Here is a 21144-nt window from a genome sequence, read left to right as displayed (position 1 = left end):
TCATTATAAAATGATGGTAAATTGGATGTCAATGTAGGGGTTGTCGAATCTTATCAAGAAGTATCGTTCGTTTATTTACCAAGGATAAGCGCCCTTCGGTCTACTTTGGTGCCAGACGTTTACCGAGAAATCGAACAATCAGCGGAGTTTATACTTTCTGAGATTTGAAACAAAAACGTAACTTGACGGAACAAATGAAGGTTGAAGGGATGGAGACGGATGAAGCGGGAACGGAAGAGCGATGTGGTGATTATCGGAGGGGGAACGGGCGGTTGCGCCGCAGCGTTAGCTGCAGCGAGATTGGGCAAGACGGTCGTGATGACCGAAGAAACCGATTGGATCGGCGGGCAGCTGACCAGTCAAGCGGTGCCGCCCGACGAGCACAGATGGATCGAGCAATTCGGCTGTACGCGTACTTACCGGCAATTCCGCGACGGCGTGCGCGATTTCTACAGGCGCACAATGCCGCTTACGCCGGAAGCGCGCGCCAACCGGAACCTGAATCCCGGCAACGGGAACGTCAGCCGCTTATGCCACGAGCCGCGTACCGCCTTAGCCGTACTGCAGGATATGCTGGCGCCCTATGTGCATAGCGGCAAGCTTGTCGTGCTGCTCAACTGCGTACCGGTTGCTGCGGAGACCGACGGCGATCGCGTCCGTTCCGTTACGGTTCGCCATACCGATACCGGCGGCGAGACGGTACTGACGGCGCCTTATTTTTTGGACGCGACCGAATGCGGCGACTTGCTCCCGATGACGGGCACGGAATATGTAACGGGTTCCGAATCGCAGCGGGAAACCGGCGAGCCGCACGCGTTGACGGGAGATGCCGATCCTACCGATATGCAGGCGATTACGCACTGTTTTGCCATGGATTATATCGAAGGTGAAGACCACACGATCGAAAAGCCGCGGGACTATGCGTTCTGGCGCGATTACCAGGCCGATTTTTGGCCGGGCAAGCAGTTGGGCATGCTTGTTCCGCACTATATTACGCTGGAGCCGACGCTCTACTCGATTATGCCGCAGCAAGGCGTTCCTGATCTGTGGCGGTACCGGCGCATTATCGACAAATCGAACTTCGCTCCGGGCACTTATGCCAGCGATATTACGCTAGTTAACTGGATTATGCACGATTACTGGCTCGGCCCGGTCATCGACGTCAGTGAAGAGGAGCGGCAGCGTCACCTGGAAGGGGCGAGACAGCTAAGCCTTTCGTTCTTCTATTGGATGCAGACGGAAGCGCCCCGGCCGGACGGCAAGCTCGGTTACCCGGGCTTAAGGCTGCGCAAAGACGTAGTCGGCACGGAGGACGGGCTGGCAAAGGCGGCATACATCCGCGAATCTCGCCGGATCCGTGCCGAGTTCACGGTGCTGGAGCAGCATATTACGGCGCCTTGCCGCGGCGACCAAGGCGCGATGCCGTTCGCGGATACGATCGGCATCGGCTGCTATCGGATGGACTTGCATCCGAGCACCGGCATGCAGTCGTATATCGACAGCTCGACCTACCCGTTCCAAATTCCGCTCGGCAGCTTAATCCCGGTACGGATGAACAACCTGCTGCCGGCTTGCAAAAATATCGGGACGACCCATCTGACGAACGGATGCTACCGGCTTCATCCGGTGGAATGGAACATCGGGGAAGCAGCCGGCTATCTGGCCGTGTTCTGCATGCTTAATCAAGTAGAGCCCCGCCAGGTGCGCAACGATGCGACTTTGCTTGCCGACTTCCAGCGGCTGCTCGCCGCCGAGGGCGTCGAGCTGCACTGGCCGGTTATTCAAGCGGTATAACTGGCTAAGATCCAAATAGGGGACGGAAAAAGACCTCCCGGACATGAGTCCGGAAGGTCTTTTTCGCGACATATAAGTATGTACTCGGATAAGGCAATACTTATACTTTCGCTTGCTTTTACTTATTTCGCGTCCGTGGTCAACTGATTGTAAAGATCGTCCCACATCACGCGGCGGGCCGAAACGTACCGCTTCGCGTAATACGAATCGGACAATTTCGTTTTGATGACGCCGTCTCCGGTTGCGGAATGAGCGAAAATGCCATCCCCGAGGTAGACGCCGACATGGGAAATCCCTTTGCCGTCGGTGTTAAAGAACACCAGATCTCCTGCGCGGAGATCCTTCTTGTCGACCCAGAAGCCCTCCGTGTTTTGGGACTTCGAGCTGTGAGGCAGATCGATGTTGAACTTGGCGAACAAATAGCTGGTAAAGCCGGAGCAGTCAAAGCCCTTTTCCGACATCCCCGCATATTTGTAAGGGGTTCCAATCAATTCGTCCACTGCTTCGTTCAGCGGGGTTTCCGCAGAGACGCTGCTTGCCATGAAGCTCAGAAACATGACGATACTAACGACAAATACGACAGCTTTCTTCAAAACGAAACTCCTTCCGTTGCCTACGAGGTTAGCTGAGGGTTCGGTTGAAGGTACCCTATGATCCCTTGCTTTCGAGATCAATTCACCCAGTATTGGTTCCCCCGTTTCCCGATCAGGGAATTCGGCATCTTTCCTTTTTTTTCTTGCCGACGTTATGAATTCGCTATCCGGGATGAAAATCCTGCCGGTTTCTTAAGTTTTCTTTAAAAAAACATCATCTTTTTTAAAAATAACCGAGAATTTTGTCGAACGGCCGGATAAAGCCGAATACTCGGCAGCGTTTGACAAAATAGCAGCGTTCGATTATCTTAATGTTAAGATAATTCAATCGCGCTGGTCGATCGGAGGGAAGAAGCAATGGCACATGTCGACGAGGGGAAGGACGAATCGCTCGAGCTGTATATAGTGCTGTCCCGGGCGCACATTTGGGCGGAAGCCCATTCAACCCGTCATATTCGCAGGCACGGTCTTAATCCGACGGAATTCGGCGTGCTTGAACTGGTTTATCATAAAGGACCGCAGCCGCTTCAGCAGATCGGAGAGAAAATATTAATTTCGAGCGGAAACATCACGTATGTGGTCGATAAGCTCGTGAGAAAGAAGCTGTTGAATCGGGTTCCTTATCCGAATGACCGTCGCGTCATTTATGCGGAGCTGACGGACAATGGCCGTAAGCTCATACAAGAGCTGTTTCCGTCGCATACGGAGGCGATCCGGCAAGCGGTAAGCGGGCTAAACCCGGAAGAGAAGAAGCAAGCGGTGCGGCTGCTCAAGAAGCTGGGCAAAGCGGCACAGGAGACTTACAAGTAGCTTACTGGTGCCCGCCGCAACGTCATTATCTTAATTTTGAGATTTTTTGACTGGCAACATAAACGAGGCTTTCCTGCGGGATAAGCGGACGTATTGGACAACCTAATCAAAGGAGGAATTTAAAATGGGAGTAACGATTTACGGAACGGAGCAGCAGGGGAGAGGGCAGTTCGGCCAAAACGGAGAAATCAGCGAGCGCAAGCCGATCGCGTTCCCTCGCGAAGAGGGGGCCGTAAAGCGCGTAGGACCGCTGTTTTACTGGGCGTGGGCTAAGGCGAACGAAACGTTCGAAATCCCTCCCCATCCGCATTCGGGGTTCGAAATCGTTTCGTACGTGCTCAAAGGTACGGGGGTGCACAGCGATTCCCTCGGGAACTCGCAGCAGGTTTCCGCCGGAGGCGCGCAAGTGATGCAGGCGGGCAGCGGCGTGCATCACGCCGAGAAGCTGGAGAAGGATGCGGAGCTGTTCCAGATTTGGTTCGAGCCGAATCTCGTTGAGGCGAATAAGCTGGAGCCGACCTACCGTCAATTCGAGCACGAGCAGTTTCCGGCGCGTAATGAGGATGGCGTTAAGGTGAAAACGATCATCGGCGAAGGCGCCCCGGTCTCGCTGATTACGGCGCCGATCATGCTCGATGTGACGCTGGATCCGGGGAGCATGCACAGGTACGAGGTGCCTAAGGGCCGGGCCGTCGCACTGCTCGTCGTCGAGGGCGAAGGCGGCGTACAGGAGCAGTCGGGGCTGCGGGCCGAGCCTTTGCAATACGCAGACTTCGCGGTCTTGACCGCTGCGAATGCGGAATCTTCATTCCGCTTTGAGGCAAGCGGAAGCGCGTCGCTGCGGTTCGTGTCGATCGAAGTGCCGCTTGAGGTCAACTATTTTCTATACCGTAAATAAACCCGGCTGCATGCTGAAAAAACCTCCAAGCCCGCATTCATTCTCGGCGGTTTGGAGGTTTTATTCATTCTTTGCGCTTGCGGTCACGGGGATCGTTCAATAGTCGCTTTTCTCCACGTACAGCCGATGCTGGGAGGTGATTCCCCACAGATCGAACAGCGTCTGTACGAACCTATAAACCTGGTACAGGATGAGCGCCCATAGTCCGGCCCACATGAGCGATGCGAAGACGACGATGCTGGAGATGAGCAAAGTGATGAGAAACAATACAAGGGCTACGCCGATCATTAGGAGAAAGGAGCGGAACAGGGTGCCGAGCGACGCTCCCATCGGGCGCTCCTCGGCCCGGCCAAGCTGGAGGAAGACGAACAAAAGATGAATCAAAGCGCCGTACAGAAAGGCGGCGACTCCATACGGCAGCAGTTCCTTCAGAATCCCTTCATAGCTGCCGCCGTGCGCCACGATGCCTTTGACCTTCGGAAGGAGCAAAGCAAGAGGACCGAGCGTCAGCGCTATGCGCAGCGTATAGTAGCCGATAAACGGCAAGCCAAGCTTCTTGATCCCTTTAAAAAAACGGTAGCCGGCATTTTCTTCAGGTCGGGCGATCGAATAGTAGACGGCGGCGTTCAGCAGAGGCGTAAGCGCCATGCGGGCAATAAGCAGACCGAGCAGCAGCCAAAGGTAGGAGTGGGCGATGTCCGTTTTGAGCAGCTGAAATTGCCCCTCCGCATAGAACAGCTGAACCTGCGACTCCGAAATCGTCTTGCCCGGGTACCGGTGCAGAAGGGGCAGCACGACGGAACGGGCGAGGGAGAAGAGCGCGAAGCCCCAAGCGAACCGGTAAACAAACATCGTCAGCAGGACGAACGGCTGCCGCCACGCCTCCGTCCAGCCTTCCTTCACGTATCGAATCATCCGATTCACCTCACCAGGCGACCCATCCGAACAAGGTCTCCAATATTTTGTCGACGCCGATGTTCCAGCGCGCGTTCCATTTCGGATCGACTTCCGCTTTCATAAAGTTGTTCATGTGTTTGTTCTCGAGAATAAGGTTGCGGTCGGGGTCGATCATGACCCAGTCGACCGGCGCGCTGTGGCTGAGCTTATACAGCGTTTCGGTGCCGTCGCTGTTCCACGTCTTGTCGAGCTTCGTGCCGTCGCTAAAATGGAAGCGGATCGGCACGGCGTCATGCTGCGCGCCCCGCTTGCGGATCAGCACTTCGCTCTCGTAGACGGTTTGCCCTTGCTGCTCGGCTTTGCGGGTACGGATGCTCTCCACGGAATAGTCGATCATCATGCCGCCGTAGACGTATTGATTGAAGAAGTCGTCCCACTTGCGTTTGGTGACGTCTTCAACTGTTTTCTGAAAATCCTGCGTCGACGGATGTTTGAATTTCCATCGGCTGAAGTAAGTACGCATGATTTTGTTCATCGTGCTCGCCCCGACTTCCTTCTCCATTGCGCTCAGCACCAGCTTGGAACGGGTGTAGACATTATCGGCGTACTGGCCGTGCGGGCCGTAGTCCCATGCATTTTTCTTCAGCGGAGCGGGGGCCGTCATATAGCTGCCTTCGAGCGGCAGGTTCGATCTTACGCCGTATTCCTTTTCCATCAGCTTGTCTTCGGCGTAGGAAGTGAAGCCTTCGTCCAGCCAAGCTTCCTCGAACTCGTTGGAGGCGACCATGCCGTAGAAGAACTGATGACCGATTTCATGAACGACGACGCGCTCGAGCTCCAGATCCGGCTTGGCGTCGGAGGCTCCCCAGGCGGTGATCAAGTTCGGATATTCCATGCCCCCCGCGCCGTTTCCGCCTTCCGGAGGCACGACGATCGAAAGGGTCGAGTACGGATAAGTGCCGTACCATTCGCTATAGCGGGAGAGCGCTTTTTTGGCCGCCAGCATGTAACGGTTTTTGTAGGGCTCGTGCTTCGGATCGAGATACAGCTTAATTCTCACGCCGGGCAGGTCGGGGCTCGAGAAAGGCTCCTCGTAATATTTGAAGTTCGGGGAAGCCGCCCAGGCAAAGTCATGCACGTCGTCGGCATAGAACGAATACGTTTTGTAGCCCTTATCTTCAGTGGCCGGTTTGGTCGGAAAGCCGGTTGCGGCGACCATGAAAGCGGAAGGGACCTTAAGCTTGACGTCAAAAATGCCGAAGTTCGCGTAAAACTCCGAATTGCCGTGATACTGATGAATGTTCCAGCCTTCTTCCTCGCGTCCTCGCGTGCCGGCAGGCTCATAGACGGCCACCTTGGGGAACCATTGGCCGATCATATAGAAATCGTTGTCGGCATAGCCCATTCGGGCATATACATAAGGAAGGTCGACGGTGTACTTCATCGTTAGCGTCACCTTCTGTCCAGGGCCGACGGTTTGCGGCAGCTCCAGCTTCATCAGGGTGCGGTCGTTCGGGTTGCCGTCGTCGGGCTGTACGTAGCTGATGCGGGATAGTAAGTCCATGCCTTGCTGATTGATGATCGACTGGATGCTCATGGAGCCGATCGTGTCGCCTCTCATTTCGGTGTCGCGCAGCTTGCCCCCCGATTCGCGGTTGAAGGTTGTTTTTTTGGATTCGAAGGCATTCGGATACAGGTGAAAATAAAGCTCGCTAACCGGCTTTTTTCCTGGATTTTCCCAGGTGACGGTTTGCGCTCCGAGCAGCGTTTTGGTGTCGGGCTGCAGGGCGGCGGACAGGTGGTATTCGACGATGCGGTTGCTGAGCGGCGTTTCTGTCTTTTTCTCCGGGGTTTTCGGCGGCTCAAGCGGGATGGCGTTCCCTCCGTTAGGCTCGTTCAGGGAGGTTACCGCTATGGGTTGTCCCGTCTGTTTCGGAAACAGCAGGGCGTGCACGGTTAGCGTCAGGCCGCAAACGAGCAGAACCGCGGCGATCCACAGGACGGATCGGTTTGCTGGAAATGGTTTCATACGATTATTCACCCCGTTGACAAGCATCTACAGCATGTATATGTTTGCATTGGGACAAATATTAGCTAAAATAGAGAAAAAAGTGGACAATGCTTTTTGGGGCGTCACATATCTCGAAAATGGACGGTGGGAACGATGGAAGGACAAGACAAAGGGAAAAAGCTTCCCGCTTTGAATATCGTCAGCAGCAAAGTGAATCATAAAGGATTCGGCGCCGGGGCGATCGATCTTAGCAACGTTTCGGGCATCATTATCGACGGCGGCGAAGCGTATTTAGACGAAGGCACGCTTCATGCGAAGAGCAAGATCGAGAAGGGCATCAAGTTTTCGCCCAACAAGGAAGACGTACCGAACGGACGCAAATGCTGGATCGTTTGGGTGGCGGTCGACCGGACGGAGGAAGGCGCTTATTATGCGGGGCTGGCGGCATGTGAAATGCTGATCGACTCGGAGGCACGGCGCGGCTGGAAAATTCTTGCCGATCACGTAAACCGGATGGATAAGGCGATGAAACGCCAAATCCTTGTGGAAGGGCTTGACGACGCGGAGAAGGCGGCGCTCAAGCAGGCGCTGACCGGACACAATGCCGAATGGTGGGCGCGCTCGGAAGCGGCTCAGCAGGCTCTGTAAAGGTTGGAAGTCCCTATCGTCGGCTATGCACGGACCTGGCGCATACGCACTCTGCAGCAGGCCGCTCTTCGAGCTCAACCGAAAACGATAAGCGAACAAAAGGCTCCCCGACCAGGGAGCCTTTTGCGTGTGCGCGTACTTATTCCGTTTGAACGTGGGCCGGCAGCGGCATGTTCTTACTATTTAATGAAGGAGCATGAGGAATTACCGTTCGGCCAGTTGGAACACTTCGATTTTGCGAATCCGGTTTTTCTCGCGCTCTTTAACGACGAAGACGAGATCCCCGAACTCGAATTTTTGTCCGACCTTCAAGTCGGGCGCTTTGCTGTACAGCCATCCGCCGATCGAATCGATGTCTTCGCTGTCTAGGTCGGCATTGAGCAAATCGTTCACTTCGCTCAGCATGGCCATACCGTCTACAACCAACCGATCGTCGAGCTGCTCGATTTCCTTCCGCTCGTTAGCATCGAACTCGTCGCGGATTTCTCCCACGATTTCCTCCAGAATGTCCTCGATCGTTACGAGACCGGCCGTTCCGCCGTATTCGTCGACCAAGATCGCAATATGGACCTGTTCGTGCTGAAGCTGTTTGAGCAGCTGCTTAACCGGCGTCACATCAGGCACCATGATGGCGGGCTGCAGGATGGATTGGAGGTCGAAGTCCGCATTGTTGTCGTATCTCAGAAAAAACTGCTTCGTATTAATGTAGCCTGCGATATTGTCCTTGCTTCCGGTAACGACGGGGAAACGGGTGTACTGCTCCTGCTTGATGATCGCGAGGTTCTGCTCAAGCGTGTTTTCCGTATACAAGCAGACCATATCCGTACGCGGTATCATGATTTCCCGGGCCAGCAGCTCGTCGAATGCGAAAATCCGGCTCACATATCCGTACTCCGTTGTATTGATTTTACCGCTCTCAAGGCTCTCCGATAAAATGATCCGGATTTCCTCCTCGGAGTGGGCTTCCTCGCTTTCTTTGGCCGGCTTCAGACCGAAAGCTTTGATCAAGGCGTTTGCGGAGCCGTTCAGCACCCATATAAAAGGATACATGATTTTATAGAAAATCATAATGGGCCTGGCCGTCAAAAAGCTGATCGCTTCCGCTTTCTGAATAGCCAGCGTCTTGGGCGCCAGCTCGCCGAGTACAACGTGAAGATAGGTAATACTAATGAAAGCAATGATGAAGGACAAGAAGCTGCCGATGTCATCGCTTAATCCCAAAGTCGCAAACAGCGGATGAAGAATTTTCTCGACCGTCGGTTCCCCGAGCCAGCCCAAGCCGAGAGCGGTGATCGTAATACCCAGCTGGCAGGCGGACAAATACCCGTCCAAATTGCTTGTTACCTTCTGAACGGCGATCGCGTTCTTGCGGCCCTCCATGACGAGCTGGTCAACCCGGCTGGAGCGAAGCCGAATGATGGCAAATTCCGTAGCGACGAAAAAAGCGGTCAATACGATAAGAAATGCAACTAGCACTAAATTTAAAGCCATAACAACCTTCCCTCTGTGTGAAGCGTATTTTCTTTTGATAAGTTCATATGAACTCATTATAAGACCTTAATAATTGAGCTGCAATGTTCGATATGGGTCGAATATGTGCTCATTTGCTCGTATGGCGCCGTTTTGCAAATCTCAGAAAGCCAAGGCTCCGCGGATTGGTCGATTTCTTGGCAAACGCACGGTCTTCCAGGAGAAAGACGGCTGGCGGGATCTTGTTATCGTTGCTTCTGCGTCAAACGAGCTTGGCTTCTGTAAGATTCTCCTTTGACAACGGCCTGCTCCGGTTTTATGATAAGTTCAAAAGAACTTGTATGTGCAAGAGGTGGTACGGTTGGAGACCTTTACGTTAACCCGGCGAGAAGCCGCTTCGTTATTGCTAGCTTTGCAGGGCAAGCATGAGTTGGCGCCGCTTGCCGTATTGCAGGAAGCTTGGATCCGCACCCATAAGGGCGACATGGCCAAAGGGGGTTCCCTGCTCGCTTTCCTGTCGACGGCACTTCCGCCTGTATTTGAGAAAATGATCAAGCAGCAGCGCGTTGACGGCTTTTCCCTATCGGAAATCGTTTCGCTCGGCAATCAAATCGAATATACGAACTTCTCGATTACGTCGGTTCAGAACTGGGTGAAACGGGACTTCAAAGAATTTTTGGGATCCCCGAAAGCCGGCAAAAAATATTCGATCGAGCAGGCGGCCATGCTGTTTATCGTCGAAGATCTCAAATCCAACTTGGATTTCGAATCGATCCGCAAGATGTTCCATATCATTTTCCGGAGCCCGGAAGACGATACCGACGATCTGATGCTTCCGGTCCAATTGTTCTGGACGTATTCCTCGCTATTCGAAGAATTGGACGAGAACAACGATCAGCTGCTGGACGTTCGCGGTCATGACAAGGGCAGCTTGCGCAATCACGATATCCTCATGGAGCAGATGATCCGGCAAAAAACCGATGCGTATGTCGATGCCATGTCGGCATTGCCTTCCGACCAAAAAGAGGCGCTGCGCAACATGCTCGTTATCGCGCTTGTCAGCGTGCAAACCTCGTTCTTCAATTCACTTGCGCGCCGCTATTTGAACGCTACCTTGTTTCTTCACACGCTGCGTTAGTCAGATCGGCAAAGGAAAACCCCGGCTCAGACGCTTATACCGTCTGAGCCGGGGTTTTCTTAAGTTTAGTGTATCGGAAAGTATATCCTCGGATACGGCTCTCCACCTACGGTAAACGCCAGCGTCAAAAGACGCCGGTAGGCGTTTATCCTTACAGGGATGGACCGATCCCGCTTGGCTGCTGGATGCGCGCCGCTTCCTTGGAGGCTTTGGTTTGGAACACGGGGATGGACAGCAGGCTGGCCAGCGTAATCGCGATTAAGGTGTAAAACAAGCCGCCTTTCAGATCGTCCAACGAGAGTATGGTTACCAGCATTAGGCATCGCGTCACGCAGAGCAGAACTTCCCGCCAAACAAGGAACGTCGCCTGACGTCCCGGGGTGTAGTGCCGGATACAACGGAACTGCTGCGCGTTCCACACCGTGCCGAAGAAAAACATGCCGAGCGTGGTGAGCAGATTAGAGGCGATCAGCACCGGTTTCAGCGGGAACATGGCCATCAGGAACCCGGCCGACAGAAGCGATACGCCGATCCACAGGAAGGTGTTTTCGCTCCATTTGATCCGTTTGTACATAAGCAGTCCCAGCAGGGAGGAAATGGTATACAGTGCGTTAAGCAAGGCAATCAAGAGCTTGCTTTGCGTTACGGTGAAGGTGAACAGCAGAGCGAACAGGTTTTGGAATTGCAGAAAAATGCCGGCTACCAAAATCGCCAATACGAGCCATTTCGAGCCGGGCTCCCAGAATACGCGGCTTGCTTTCATCTGCAGCCAGAACCCGCCTTCGGCAATGCTTGCGGCCGGCAGCGATAGGCGCGGCATGAGGGAGGAATAGGCCAGCATGACGATAAGGAAGGCGAACATCATCGTAAACGAGCCCCCGTAGCCGAACCATTCGATGACCTGCGCGGATAGTATCGGTACGAGCATAGACAGCGTCTGCGAGATGATGCTCGCCGTAGCGAAATAGACCGCAACATCGTTGCCTTTGCCGAAGAAGGCGATACTCAAGTTCTGAGCCGATGCGAAGAAGCCCCACATAAAGCCGACCGGCAGGCCGATTAGCGCTATCCAGATCAGACGATTGTCCAGCGTCAGGTAAGTGAGCAGGAGGAAGGCGATCGCTCCGCAGCCTGCCGATAGCGCGAGGAGCAGCCGAATCGTATACCGCCAAAGCAAATTGGCTCCGAGCGCATAAGATATGCCCCAGCAGGTGAACAAAACCAAGTTGTACCAGGATACTTCGAAAATGCTCTTGTTCGCTTCCCATATGTACAAGTTAACGAAAATGCCGATATAGATGAAAATAATCGCCGAAACGAAGTTCATGATCAACATTTTGCGAAGCTCTGGCGACAAGGGGTTCACCCGTTTCTTAAAATATATGAATTTATATGTTTCACACGATAAGCGCTTATATTTCTCCGGTAAACGCACGGCGTCATAAGACGCCGGCAGGCGTTTATCCTTGTAGTTGGTAGGGCTATCAAGACATCATTATAGCACAGCTGCGATTGGCCGTATGCCGGGATTTTCCTGCTGTAGAAAGGGCGGTAAAGCAAGGAAAACAGCCCAATCCCTTGATCATTCTGTTAATGCCCTAAGGCCCGGACAGGAAATGCCGGGCCTTTCTCCAGACAATAGCAAGGGTGAGTTTTCCTTATGCGGCTACGGGTTTGCTTGCGGGCAGCGAACCTGGAGTCCGCCTTGCGCGTTGCCTACCAGAAATAGCCTCCGCCGCCTGCTCCGGGTCCTGGATACGGTCCAGGTTGCGGGTATTGTCCGGGTCCCGGATAACCGACCGGTCCGGCTGCGTAAGGGTCAAAGCCCGGTCCCTGTCCGGCATACGGGCCGCAACCTCCTATGCCGCAGCCGCCGCCAAACCCGCCGCCCCAGGCGCCCAGCGTGCCGATGGCGAGCAGATCGAATAGGACGAGGGGGATAATCGCGCTTGTTCTTACTTTATTATCGTCGTGCGCTTTGAGGACAAGCCGATTGCCGCTCAGGCGGACGAGTTTGCCGGAAACGGTCGATCCGTCTTTTCTGACGGCATAAATGTGTTTTCCGATCATCTGGTTTACCGTTCGTTTGTCGATTCGTTGATTCATTCGGTTCCACCCCCTTTCGCTAACGGATGGTACATACCGAGCTCGGGTAGCGTGCTGGCTGGAGTCGTGCAAGTAGTGAATCTTTACACCCCTATAGTATGGGGATATCCGGCTATGGCTTGGATGAATGTACGCTGCGGCCAAAATGTGCGTTTATATCCGATCCGATCGTCTATCCGGAAAGCTCCTTGCCATACGGAGGTTTTTGCTTATGGGCGGATGGGTTGGGGGCAAATATCCGATCATAAACCCGCGCAGCGCCATACACTAAAAACTCCCCGGGTAGAACCAACCAGTTTCTCGGAAAATCGGCCGGTCGAACAGCCCCGCCGGCAAATGTGGCGATTCTGTGTCAGTAGTTGTGAAGCGTTCTGAGGTCGATGTATACTAGGTGAAGTATATTGAAGCAATATACTAGGACAGCAAAAAAGCAGACCTCGCGTCTGCTTTTTTGCGTTCTTGCAGCGGAAACTTCTACGCCGTTTCTTCGTTCAAACGCGCCATGATGCGGCGTTTGCGGTATAGCATTTTGCCCGCCTCCGCAACGTCCTGCAGCGTGCCTTTATTTAGGAAGGCGCCGAACAGCATGCCGGCGATCGGCACCATCTGGAACAGCTTTTTCCAGCCGAAATTGTCTCTATATGTCGCCACAACCTCACGCCAGCCTTGCAGCTGCGCGAATGCTTGATGCTGCTTTTGTTCGCTGTCGAATGAAGCCAGCTTCTCCAGAATCGCCCGTTTTCCGACAATATCCGAGGAAGCGAATTGGAGACAAAGGACGACGAACATCCGTTCCTTCTGATCCTTCGGGTTATAGCCATAGCACAGCGCGATTTCCTGGAGCACCTTCAGCGATAGACCGAGCAGCGCCGGGATGTCGATCGCCAGTGTAAAAATACCGCCGATTCCCGTGGTGGCCCCTTGCACGGCGGCAAGCTTCGCGCGCGCCCCGGCAAACTCGTCGGCTCCGGCGTCCATGACGGACAGGGGCAGCCTGGACGCTTCCTCGACCGTATCTACGCGCTGCACCCCCGCAGCTTGTGCGCTCCGGCTGCTCAGTTCCTGGAGCACGGTCCGCTCGGAAATTAAATATTGCCCGCCCGTCTGGACATAGCTGCCGACCTCGTCGATCGCCTGACCGATTTTGTCCTGCAGAAATTTCGGTGTCACCTTGTCCAGAAGCATGAACGGCAAACGGCCGAGCTTTTCCCAAAACCACAAATCCTTTTGGTCTCGCTCCCACGCTTCAACCGCTTGCAGCTCCTTCTGCAAGGCTTCCCGTGTCTCCGGCAATGCCGCCGATTGAAGATTGTCCATCCGGCTCATCCTCTCTGAATTGTCCTTAAGCATAATACGCGCTTCGGGGAGGAAGGATTCGTTTTCTATTTAGCGGTTGAACTTCAAAGGGAATAGTGGAAACCACAATAGACGCCAAAGAGGACCGCCCTTTTTAATGAAAGAAGGGACAATCCTCTCGATGCCGATAGGTTGCATGATTACGCGACGAGTTCCGTCACTCATTCCACCAACGCTTCAGATCGTTCCACCACGACTTCTTCTGCTTGCCTCCGTCCGGCGGCTCCGGCTGGCTGCCCGTCTTCGATTCGGCGCAATATTCCGTCGGCTCCGTGCCGGTAACGAACGTTTCCAGGCGGGAGTTCGGGCAGGCGTCGTTGGCCAGCTTCCCGGTGACCGGGTCGATATACGTATTGGTTACGCCGTCGGGCATCGGGAACAGCTTCGGCGGGATCGCCTCGAGCGTCCGTTCCGTAAATTCCGCGAATATCGGAGCCGCCTTGTACTGCTCGAGCGTACTGATGTTGCGGTCGCGGTCGTAGCCGACCCATACCGCGGTCGACAGCTCGGGCGTAAAGCCGACCATCCAAGCGTCGCTGTCCGTCGTCCCGGACTTGCCGGCCACCGGCCGCTTCATGACGTCGGAAACGCGGAAGCCTGTCCCGCCTTCCTCGAAGACGCTCTCCATCAGGCCGGTCAGCACGTACGTGTAGGCCGGAGCGGATACGCGCTGCTCGCTCGGCGACGTCTGAATGAGCAGGCGGCCGCGCGAATCCTCGATGCGCAGAATGGCGGTCGGCTCGACGCGGATGCCCTGATTGGCGATCGTCCCGAAAGCGGAAGCCATCTCGAACGGACTGACCGGCGACGTGCCGAGCGCAAGGGATGGAACCGCTTCGAGCGGGCTAGTGATGCCCATTTTGCGCGCCATCTCGATCACCTTGTCCGGCCCGACGTCCATCAGCGTATGCACGGCATAAATGTTGTCCGATTTCGAAATGGCCGTCCGCATATCGATTTCGCCGAAGAACTTGTTGCCGAAGTTGTTGGGCGTATACGTCTGCCTGTTGTTGTCGTACGGGAAGGAGGTCGGCTCGCTTTTATACCGGGAAACCGGCGTGAACCCATTCTGCAGGGCGGCTAAATAAACGATCGCCTTGAAGGCCGAGCCGGGCTGACGGCTGTTCGCGAACACGCGGTTGAACTGGTTCTCGTTATAATTTTTGCCGCCGACCATCGCCTTGATATATCCGTTGCGCGGATCGATCGCTACCAGCGCGGCCTGCAGCCCGCTCGTATTGTCGAGCTGCTTGGCGATCGCTTCTTCGGCAGCCTTCTGCGCATTCAGATCGAGTGTCGTGAAAATCTTGATGCCGCCGGAATCGAACGTTTTCTCGTCGATATCGTATTTCTGCGTAACAAGCGTGCGGATGTAATCGCGAAAATAGGGCGCCTCCGTAGGCTGTTCCGTTTTGCGCGGGACGATGGTCAGCTGCTCGGCATAAGCCGCATTCGCTTGCGCCGACGTTATGTCGCCGTAGCCGGCCATCGCGTCCAAAATGATTTTTTGCCGCTGCTTCGCGTTGTCCATGTCCAAATACGGCGAATAATACTTCGGCCCCTTCGGTACGCCTGCCAACAGAGCGGCCTCCGCCAGATCGAGATCTTTGGCGTCTTTGCCGTAAAACATTTGGGCTGCCGCTTGCACGCCGTAAGTGGAATGGCCGAAGTAAATCTGATTGACATACTGCTCCAATATCTGATCCTTGCTCAGCTGCATTTCGAGCTGGACGGCAAACATCAGCTCTTTGAATTTACGGGACCAAGTCCGGTCGTGGTTCAAATACAGGTTGCGCGCAAGCTGCTGCGTGATCGTGCTGGCTCCTTGCTCCTTCGACAGCGTCTTGAGGTTGGTCACCGCAGCGCGCGCCATCCCTTTCGGATCGAAGCCGACATGCTCGTAGAACCGGTGGTCCTCCACCGCAAGAATCGCCTTCAAAAAGTTTGACGACACGTCCTTGAGAGCGATGACCTGGCGGTTTTCCCCGCCGTTCATGGCGCCGATGAGTTTGCCCTGCGCATCATAGATCTGCGACGTTTGACTGACGCTTACCGCAGGCAGCGCCTGGGAGCGAAGGTACAGCAGTCCCAGCAGGATGCCGAACCCGCCGATGACAAAGCAGGAGAATAGAAAGGAAAATGCGGATTTCCATTTACCGCGGGGACGGCGTGAGCCTTTTGTTCCGTTTCCGCCGTTTCCTCCGCTTCTTGATGCGTTAGCGTTAGCGGTACCGCTGCCGTTCGCTTGCCGCTTGGCTCTCGGTTCGTCTTTGGTAGCCATGGGACTGCCTCCTCTCCGCTGATTGCTCGTCACTATGCGGGTTTTGTCTTTATGTTTTATGGTTTCGGGGCTCCCCCGCACGTTAGTCGGAATACGCTGCACTGGAGTTCGTCGCATTGTGGGGTTCTTTACCAGTATGGAAACGGAGCTGCGCGGCTATACCGCATGTTCGTCCAAAATAGTAAATATTTTGTGAAGAGGCTTGGCGATATTGCTTTTTTGACGTGATTTACTATAATACAAATGGTGGTTTCCTATTTGATTTCGGATAGCCGGTGTGAAGAGGCAACGAGCAAGCATGACGGTTCTGCGGCATAACGGCCATCGGCCAATCCCGGCCGCGGACAACAAATACATTGGAAAACGAGGTGCGGACGATGGAATTGTGGTACACGGAGAAACAAACGGAAACGTTCGGCATTACGGCGAAAATTCGCCAAACGCTGGTGACGGAGAAAACGGATTTCCAGGATCTTGCGATGATCGAAACGGAAGAGTTCGGGCGGATGCTCGTGCTTGACGGCATGGTCATGACGACGGTAAAAGACGAGTTCGTTTATCACGAGATGGTGGCCCACCCTGCGCTTGTTACGCACCCGAACCCGGAATACGTTCTTGTGGTCGGCGGCGGCGACGGCGGCGTGATCCGCGAAGTGCTGAAGCATCCTAAAGTGAAAAAAGCGGTTCTTGTCGAAATCGACGGTAAAGTGATCGAGTATTCCAAGAAATTTTTGCCGGAAATTGCCGGCGAGCTGGATAACCCGCGCGTGGAAGTCATCGTTAACGACGGTTACATGCACATTCACGACCATAAAAATACGTATGACGTCATCATGGTCGATTCGACCGAGCCGGTAGGCCCAGCCGTGGAGCTGTTCTCCAAAGGGTTCTATCAAGGCATTTACGAAGCGCTTAAAGAAGACGGTATTTTCGTTGCGCAAACCGACAACCCGTGGTTCAAGGCGGACTTGATCCAAACCGTGAACCGCGACGTAAAAGAAATTTTCCCGATCGTACGCGTTTATGTGGCGAACATCCCGACTTACCCAAGCGGCCTGTGGACGTTCACGATGGGCAGCAAAACGCATGATCCGCTGCAAGTGGACGAAGCATCCATTCCGGAGCTCGAAACGAAATACTACACGCCGGAGCTGCATAAAGCGGCATTCGCGCTCCCGCGCTTTGTACGTAACCTGGTCAAGTAAGCGATATTTCCCATTACCCAAAAAGCGCCTGTCGCTGCTTATCGAAGCAGCGACAGGCGCTTTTTCCGTCGGCCAGAGCGTTCAGCCAACTTGCATGCCTTTTAGCGGTGAATGCGGCGGAATGCGCTTGGCGTGACGCCTTCCTCCCGTTTGAACAGCTTGATAAAATAGCTGGCATGCTCATACCCGACATGCTGCGCGACTTCTTTGACGTCCATCGCCATTTGGGCAAGCAGCAGCTCCTTCGCCTTGCTTAAGCGGAATTTGTTGATATATTCGAACGGTCGCATGCCGAGCGTCTGCTGGAACAAGTGGCAGGTATATTGGGGTGACAATTGCAGCCGGGATGCGATCATTTCAAGCGATATCGGCTGCCGGAAGTTCTTCTCGATATAGCTGAGCACGGGAAATAGCTGCTCGTAATGCTGCCGTTTCGTCCGGACCTCGAGCGGGGAGGCGTAAGTGTGAAGATCGAGCAGCATCTGATACATGAGGCTGGAGCATTCGAAACCGGTGAGCGACGTATGCGCGTCCAGCAGCGAGAGGGCGGCGTGCATTTTTTTGAGAATCGTGTCGGGATGCGACACATAGAGCGTTTGCGAATGCGTAAAACTCAAGGAAGCAAGCAGCTCTTTGGCCATGCTTCCGTTGAACGACACCCACATGACCTCCCAGGGCTCTTTGGTCGCGTAATACTCGTGGCGCTCGTGCGGAATAAGCAGCATGCCTTGGCCTTTGGATAGGCCGGCGGTCATGTGATCGGTATGCAGGACGCCTTCGCCGCCCAGCGTCTGAATCCATTGGTAATCCGGAAAGCCGGTTTCCCGGAGCATTCGCTCCTGGTTGTACCAGCCGCCGACGCTGGTCACGAACAACGGGAGCTTGCGCTCGGCGCCGGTCAACAGCGGGAAGGTGTTACGGTTCATTTGCTTCTCCTTGCCTGGCATTTCTTTTGAAATATCGGAAAGTATATCCTATGCTGATGGTTCGACTTCTCGGTAAACGCGCCGTCAAAAGACGGCGAAGCCGTTTTTCCTTGCTATGTATTATAGCATGTCCCTTGGAGCGGGTGGCAGGATTTCAGCGGAATTCATTGAAAAGCGGCAAGTCTTCCGCTACACTTGAAACCATTCAAGGGGCGGCCGGATGACGGAAGCCGGGTAAGAGGAAGGCGGTTAACGGTAATGACAGACAAACGGCAGGTAGAGCTTCTCATCGTAAGCGAGAGCGGAGGCGAACGGATCGAGCAGAGGGTGAAGGCGGACCGTTACGATAAAGCCGGGAGCGTTTTTTTGCGCTATAACGAAAAGGAAAGCGAACTCGGTCGAACGGTCACGACGGTCAAGATTGACCATAAGCAAATCCGGATCATTCGGCATGGCGATACGCGCTCGGAGCAAACGTTCGTGATGTCGGAACGGCTTCGCGGCTATTACGAGACCGCGCAAGGCATGATGGAGCTGCATACGGAGACGGAGCGGCTGCAGGTGGATCTGGATGGAACGCCGGCGAGCGTGAAATGGAGCTACGATCTATACGTGAGCGGCGACCATGCCGGCCGTTATAAGCTTACGATGACGCTTTTCGAAGCGTAAGAGCGGCCAGAAATCCGGCGAAACCGGAAAAACCGGCCTCGGACTTATCCGGCGCTCGGTTTAAAGGGACGATTTTACGCTTCGGTAGGCGTTTAGCTCTCCCGTGTCGGACGAGAGACGTTTGGACGTCATTCGCGACGCGTTTCGCCGTATGATCGACTTTATTTTGCGCGGCGTCAGCTTGCGGTTGGCGGACAAGAGCAGGGCGACGACGCCCGATACGTGCGATGTGGCCATCGAGGTGCCGCTTAATTCCTGGTACTCGCCGCGGAGCCAGGTCGACACGATCTTTTCGCCGGGCGCGTAGATGTCGATATATTTGCTTTTATTGCTGAAGGATGCGATCTGGCTTTTTTTGTTCGTAGCGCCGACGGACAGCGTATGCGGGAACCGGGCCGGATAATCGATGCGGGACGTGCGGCCGTCGTTGCCGGAGGACGCCACGATGATCATGCCGGAATAATAAGCGGTACGTACGGCGTCTTCGAGCGCACGGCTGTGGTGCTTCATGCCGAAGCTCATATTGACGACATCGATCCGATTGCGCAAGCACCAGTAGATCCCGTATATAATGTCGGAAACGTAAGCCGTTCCGTCCTCGTCAAAAGCTTTGACCGGGTGGATGGACGCTTGCGGGGCGACGCCGGTAATGCCGTTCTGGGCGTAAGCGGCGATCGTGCCGGCGATATGTGTGCCATGGCCGTTATCGTCAACGGGCAAGGAATGCCGGTTGATGAGGTTGATGCCATTCTCGACGGCATGCTGGAGATCGGGGTGATTGTAGTCGATGCCGGTGTCGATAACGGCTACGCGGACACGGTTACCGGTTGTCCGGCTCCAGGTTTGAGGAGCTTTGATATGGCTGACTCCCCATGGAATATAAGGGCTGTCGCCCGACGGCTTGATCGTGGCCGACCGTCTGATATCGGGCAAGCCATGCACAGCCGCTTCCTTGCGATCCCATTCGATGCCGGCGACGGCGGGGAAAGCAGCGCCTGTTTCGGCGCATGGGAGCGGACAAGAAAAAGCGTGAATCATCGCAAGCGGCCGTACGTACGCCAAGCGGGGGAGGTCGGGGATGAGCTTCTCGCGCAGCCTCAGCCAACGGGTGAAATCATCGCGGGACTTGAACCGGATGATGGCTCTGCGGTCGGAATCGTTCGGGACCTGGATCTCCTCATGAAGCGTTTGGAACAGGCGGGCGTCACTCACGGGAATTTCCCCCTTGCCGCAATGATTTCAATTATGGAGTTATCATATGTACAGGTCGCCGAACTGGATTGAGATGGGAGCCTGCATGAAAATAATTAGACGCCGGGCCGTGTCAACGGGCTATTTTCCACATAGGATGGTTTTGAGGGTTGAATTCGGAACTCTTGCTACTGGGACGAGGTGGTGAGTGGCCGATCACCATCAACAAGGATACAGTCACGAAGCGGAGGCGATCATGGCCTTCGCTTATTTTTGTCCGTCTTCCGGCACTCCCTTGTCCCGGGTTCGAGAGCCAGTTGCATTTTTGTATAAAATAGGGTTTACTAGAGGATGAACTAGCGAAAGCTTGATACGAACGATAACGGTGGCGGACGGCATACGCTTGGTATTCCGCGCCGCTGCCTGTAGTGAATAGGGAAGGGACGTGAACCGATTGAGTAGCGAATACACGCTCAAAATTCCTGCAACGCAAGCCAAGGAACTTCCGATGGTCGACCTTGCGTTCGAGGTGCTGAAGGCTGCCAACACGCCGTTTTATTACCGCGACCTGATGATGGAAATCGCAAAAATCAAAGGTTTTTCCGATGACCAAGTGATGCAGGTTATTGCGCAGCTGTACACGGAGATTAATGTGGATGGCAGATTTGCTTGCGTAGGCAGCAACCTATGGGGACTCAAACGTTGGTATCCGGTTGATAATAAATCCGACGAGATGGGCAGCGCGAAGCGTCCGCGAATCATCAACGACGAAGACGACGATCTCGACGAAGAGGATTACACCGAAGAGGAAGAAACCTATACAGCCGACGAAGAGGACTTCGACGCTTTCGATACGGAGCGCGACGACGTCGGCGAAGAGGAAGAAGAGGAAGACGACCTGTTCGGCGAAGAGGTCGAAGAAGAAGCCGAAGAGATCGACGAAGAGATCGATGCGATCGAAGAAGGCGAAGAAGAGGAAGACGACTTCGACGACGAGGATGGCGACGACGACGAAGAAGACGGCAAAAAGTAAGGGGCGGTTTTTACCGCCTTTTCTTTAAAGTCTCATAAATGATTGTTCGACTTCTCGGTAAACGTCTGGCGCCATAGGACGCTGAAAGGCGTTTATCCCTGTTTCAGGGCTCCCCGCA

18 protein-coding genes and 1 riboswitch are annotated in these 21144 nt (G+C 54.5%); of the genes, 8 read left to right on the top strand and 10 right to left on the bottom strand.

Annotated elements, in window-relative coordinates:
• The first annotated feature begins 219 nt into the window (after positions 1 to 219).
• Positions 220 to 1794: an FAD-dependent oxidoreductase gene (locus ACKGJP_RS35910; protein WP_409343479.1), complete on the top strand. Its 1575-nt coding sequence runs from the start codon at positions 220 to 222 to the stop codon at positions 1792 to 1794.
• Positions 1795 to 1916: 122 nt separating this feature from the next.
• On the opposite strand, the gene ACKGJP_RS35905 is transcribed toward ACKGJP_RS35910, so the two are convergent.
• A complete protein-coding gene (locus ACKGJP_RS35905; RefSeq protein ID WP_409343478.1) occupies positions 1917 to 2387 on the bottom strand; it encodes a C40 family peptidase in 471 nt (156 codons plus the stop codon).
• A gap of 2 nt (positions 2388 to 2389) precedes the next feature.
• Positions 2390 to 2524, bottom strand: a riboswitch (cyclic di-AMP (ydaO/yuaA leader).
• 220 nt (positions 2525 to 2744) lie between these two features.
• Between ACKGJP_RS35905 and ACKGJP_RS35900 the strand changes: the two genes are divergently transcribed.
• Both ACKGJP_RS35900 and ACKGJP_RS35895 read left to right on the top strand, forming a co-directional pair.
• Positions 2745 to 3197: a MarR family winged helix-turn-helix transcriptional regulator gene (locus tag ACKGJP_RS35900; protein ID WP_409343477.1), complete on the top strand. Its 453-nt coding sequence runs from the start codon at positions 2745 to 2747 to the stop codon at positions 3195 to 3197.
• Between the two features lie 124 nt (positions 3198 to 3321).
• Positions 3322 to 4095, top strand: coding sequence for a pirin family protein (locus ACKGJP_RS35895; RefSeq protein WP_409343476.1), 774 nt, complete (start codon positions 3322 to 3324; stop codon positions 4093 to 4095).
• 96 nt (positions 4096 to 4191) lie between these two features.
• Here the strand turns inward: ACKGJP_RS35895 and ACKGJP_RS35890 are convergent, their stop codons facing one another.
• Both ACKGJP_RS35890 and ACKGJP_RS35885 read right to left on the bottom strand, forming a co-directional pair.
• The gene (locus ACKGJP_RS35890; RefSeq protein WP_409343475.1) at positions 4192 to 5010 is read right to left on the bottom strand and encodes a hypothetical protein; all 819 of its coding nucleotides are present in this window, start codon (positions 5008 to 5010) and stop codon (positions 4192 to 4194) included.
• Positions 5011 to 5020: 10 nt separating this feature from the next.
• Entirely contained in the window at positions 5021 to 7021 is a 2001-nt protein-coding gene (locus ACKGJP_RS35885; RefSeq protein WP_409343474.1) for a M1 family metallopeptidase, read from the bottom strand.
• 135 nt (positions 7022 to 7156) lie between these two features.
• On the opposite strand from ACKGJP_RS35885, the gene ACKGJP_RS35880 reads away from it, so the two are divergent.
• Positions 7157 to 7651 carry a YwhD family protein gene (locus ACKGJP_RS35880; protein WP_409343473.1) on the top strand — a complete coding sequence of 165 codons (495 nt, stop codon included), beginning with the start codon at positions 7157 to 7159 and terminating at the stop codon, positions 7649 to 7651.
• A gap of 204 nt (positions 7652 to 7855) precedes the next feature.
• On the opposite strand, the gene ACKGJP_RS35875 is transcribed toward ACKGJP_RS35880, so the two are convergent.
• Positions 7856 to 9142: a hemolysin family protein gene (locus tag ACKGJP_RS35875; protein ID WP_409343472.1), complete on the bottom strand. Its 1287-nt coding sequence runs from the start codon at positions 9140 to 9142 to the stop codon at positions 7856 to 7858.
• 340 nt (positions 9143 to 9482) lie between these two features.
• Between ACKGJP_RS35875 and ACKGJP_RS35870 the strand changes: the two genes are divergently transcribed.
• Positions 9483 to 10259, top strand: coding sequence for a DUF1836 domain-containing protein (locus tag ACKGJP_RS35870; RefSeq protein WP_409343471.1), 777 nt, complete (start codon positions 9483 to 9485; stop codon positions 10257 to 10259).
• 151 nt (positions 10260 to 10410) lie between these two features.
• Here ACKGJP_RS35870 and ACKGJP_RS35865 read toward each other — a convergent pair whose 3' ends face one another.
• The 4 genes from ACKGJP_RS35865 to ACKGJP_RS35850 all read right to left on the bottom strand — a co-directional run bounded on the left by ACKGJP_RS35865 (position 10411) and on the right by ACKGJP_RS35850 (position 16002).
• Entirely contained in the window at positions 10411 to 11595 is a 1185-nt protein-coding gene (locus ACKGJP_RS35865; protein ID WP_409343470.1) for an MFS transporter, read from the bottom strand.
• A gap of 380 nt (positions 11596 to 11975) precedes the next feature.
• On the bottom strand, positions 11976 to 12365 hold the full coding sequence (locus ACKGJP_RS35860) for a hypothetical protein (RefSeq protein WP_409343469.1): 390 nt from the start codon (positions 12363 to 12365) through the stop codon (positions 11976 to 11978).
• Between the two features lie 474 nt (positions 12366 to 12839).
• Complete coding sequence (locus ACKGJP_RS35855; RefSeq protein WP_409347347.1) at positions 12840 to 13691, bottom strand: EcsC family protein; 852 nt, start codon at positions 13689 to 13691, stop codon at positions 12840 to 12842.
• A gap of 187 nt (positions 13692 to 13878) precedes the next feature.
• Complete coding sequence (locus tag ACKGJP_RS35850; RefSeq protein WP_409343468.1) at positions 13879 to 16002, bottom strand: transglycosylase domain-containing protein; 2124 nt, start codon at positions 16000 to 16002, stop codon at positions 13879 to 13881.
• Between the two features lie 377 nt (positions 16003 to 16379).
• On the opposite strand from ACKGJP_RS35850, the gene speE reads away from it, so the two are divergent.
• Positions 16380 to 17207: a polyamine aminopropyltransferase gene (gene speE, locus ACKGJP_RS35845; protein WP_409343467.1), complete on the top strand. Its 828-nt coding sequence runs from the start codon at positions 16380 to 16382 to the stop codon at positions 17205 to 17207.
• A 101-nt stretch (positions 17208 to 17308) separates the two neighbouring features.
• Here the strand turns inward: speE and ACKGJP_RS35840 are convergent, their stop codons facing one another.
• The gene (locus ACKGJP_RS35840) at positions 17309 to 18133 is read right to left on the bottom strand and encodes an AraC family transcriptional regulator (protein ID WP_409343466.1); all 825 of its coding nucleotides are present in this window, start codon (positions 18131 to 18133) and stop codon (positions 17309 to 17311) included.
• Between the two features lie 258 nt (positions 18134 to 18391).
• Between ACKGJP_RS35840 and ACKGJP_RS35835 the strand changes: the two genes are divergently transcribed.
• Positions 18392 to 18802, top strand: coding sequence for a DUF1934 domain-containing protein (locus ACKGJP_RS35835; RefSeq protein WP_409343465.1), 411 nt, complete (start codon positions 18392 to 18394; stop codon positions 18800 to 18802).
• Between the two features lie 60 nt (positions 18803 to 18862).
• Here ACKGJP_RS35835 and ACKGJP_RS35830 read toward each other — a convergent pair whose 3' ends face one another.
• Positions 18863 to 20014 (bottom strand): S8 family peptidase, encoded by a 1152-nt coding sequence (locus ACKGJP_RS35830; RefSeq protein WP_409343464.1) that lies wholly within the window; start codon positions 20012 to 20014, stop codon positions 18863 to 18865.
• 433 nt (positions 20015 to 20447) lie between these two features.
• Between ACKGJP_RS35830 and rpoE the strand changes: the two genes are divergently transcribed.
• The gene (gene rpoE, locus ACKGJP_RS35825; protein WP_409347346.1) at positions 20448 to 21026 is read left to right on the top strand and encodes a DNA-directed RNA polymerase subunit delta; all 579 of its coding nucleotides are present in this window, start codon (positions 20448 to 20450) and stop codon (positions 21024 to 21026) included.
• The last annotated feature ends 118 nt before the right edge of the window (positions 21027 to 21144 follow it).

The sequence above is a fragment of the Paenibacillus litoralis genome (genome assembly GCF_046244365.1).
Taxonomy (GTDB): domain Bacteria; phylum Bacillota; class Bacilli; order Paenibacillales; family NBRC-103111; genus Paenibacillus_V.
This window is presented reverse-complemented; position numbering and strand designations above follow the sequence as displayed.

Coding starts and splice junctions, on each gene's coding strand:
- ACKGJP_RS35910 (WP_409343479.1), top strand. CDS start 220: ATGAAGCGGGAACGGAAGAGCGATGTGGTGATTATCGGAGGGGGAACG.
- ACKGJP_RS35900 (WP_409343477.1), top strand. CDS start 2,745: ATGGCACATGTCGACGAGGGGAAGGACGAATCGCTCGAGCTGTATATA.
- ACKGJP_RS35895 (WP_409343476.1), top strand. CDS start 3,322: ATGGGAGTAACGATTTACGGAACGGAGCAGCAGGGGAGAGGGCAGTTC.
- ACKGJP_RS35890 (WP_409343475.1), bottom strand. CDS start 5,010: ATGATTCGATACGTGAAGGAAGGCTGGACGGAGGCGTGGCGGCAGCCG.
- ACKGJP_RS35885 (WP_409343474.1), bottom strand. CDS start 7,021: ATGAAACCATTTCCAGCAAACCGATCCGTCCTGTGGATCGCCGCGGTT.
- ACKGJP_RS35880 (WP_409343473.1), top strand. CDS start 7,157: ATGGAAGGACAAGACAAAGGGAAAAAGCTTCCCGCTTTGAATATCGTC.
- ACKGJP_RS35875 (WP_409343472.1), bottom strand. CDS start 9,142: ATGGCTTTAAATTTAGTGCTAGTTGCATTTCTTATCGTATTGACCGCT.
- ACKGJP_RS35865 (WP_409343470.1), bottom strand. CDS start 11,595: ATGTTGATCATGAACTTCGTTTCGGCGATTATTTTCATCTATATCGGC.
- ACKGJP_RS35860 (WP_409343469.1), bottom strand. CDS start 12,365: ATGAATCAACGAATCGACAAACGAACGGTAAACCAGATGATCGGAAAA.
- ACKGJP_RS35855 (WP_409347347.1), bottom strand. CDS start 13,691: ATGAGCCGGATGGACAATCTTCAATCGGCGGCATTGCCGGAGACACGG.
- ACKGJP_RS35850 (WP_409343468.1), bottom strand. CDS start 16,002: ATGGCTACCAAAGACGAACCGAGAGCCAAGCGGCAAGCGAACGGCAGC.
- speE (WP_409343467.1), top strand. CDS start 16,380: ATGGAATTGTGGTACACGGAGAAACAAACGGAAACGTTCGGCATTACG.
- ACKGJP_RS35840 (WP_409343466.1), bottom strand. CDS start 18,133: ATGAACCGTAACACCTTCCCGCTGTTGACCGGCGCCGAGCGCAAGCTC.
- ACKGJP_RS35835 (WP_409343465.1), top strand. CDS start 18,392: ATGACAGACAAACGGCAGGTAGAGCTTCTCATCGTAAGCGAGAGCGGA.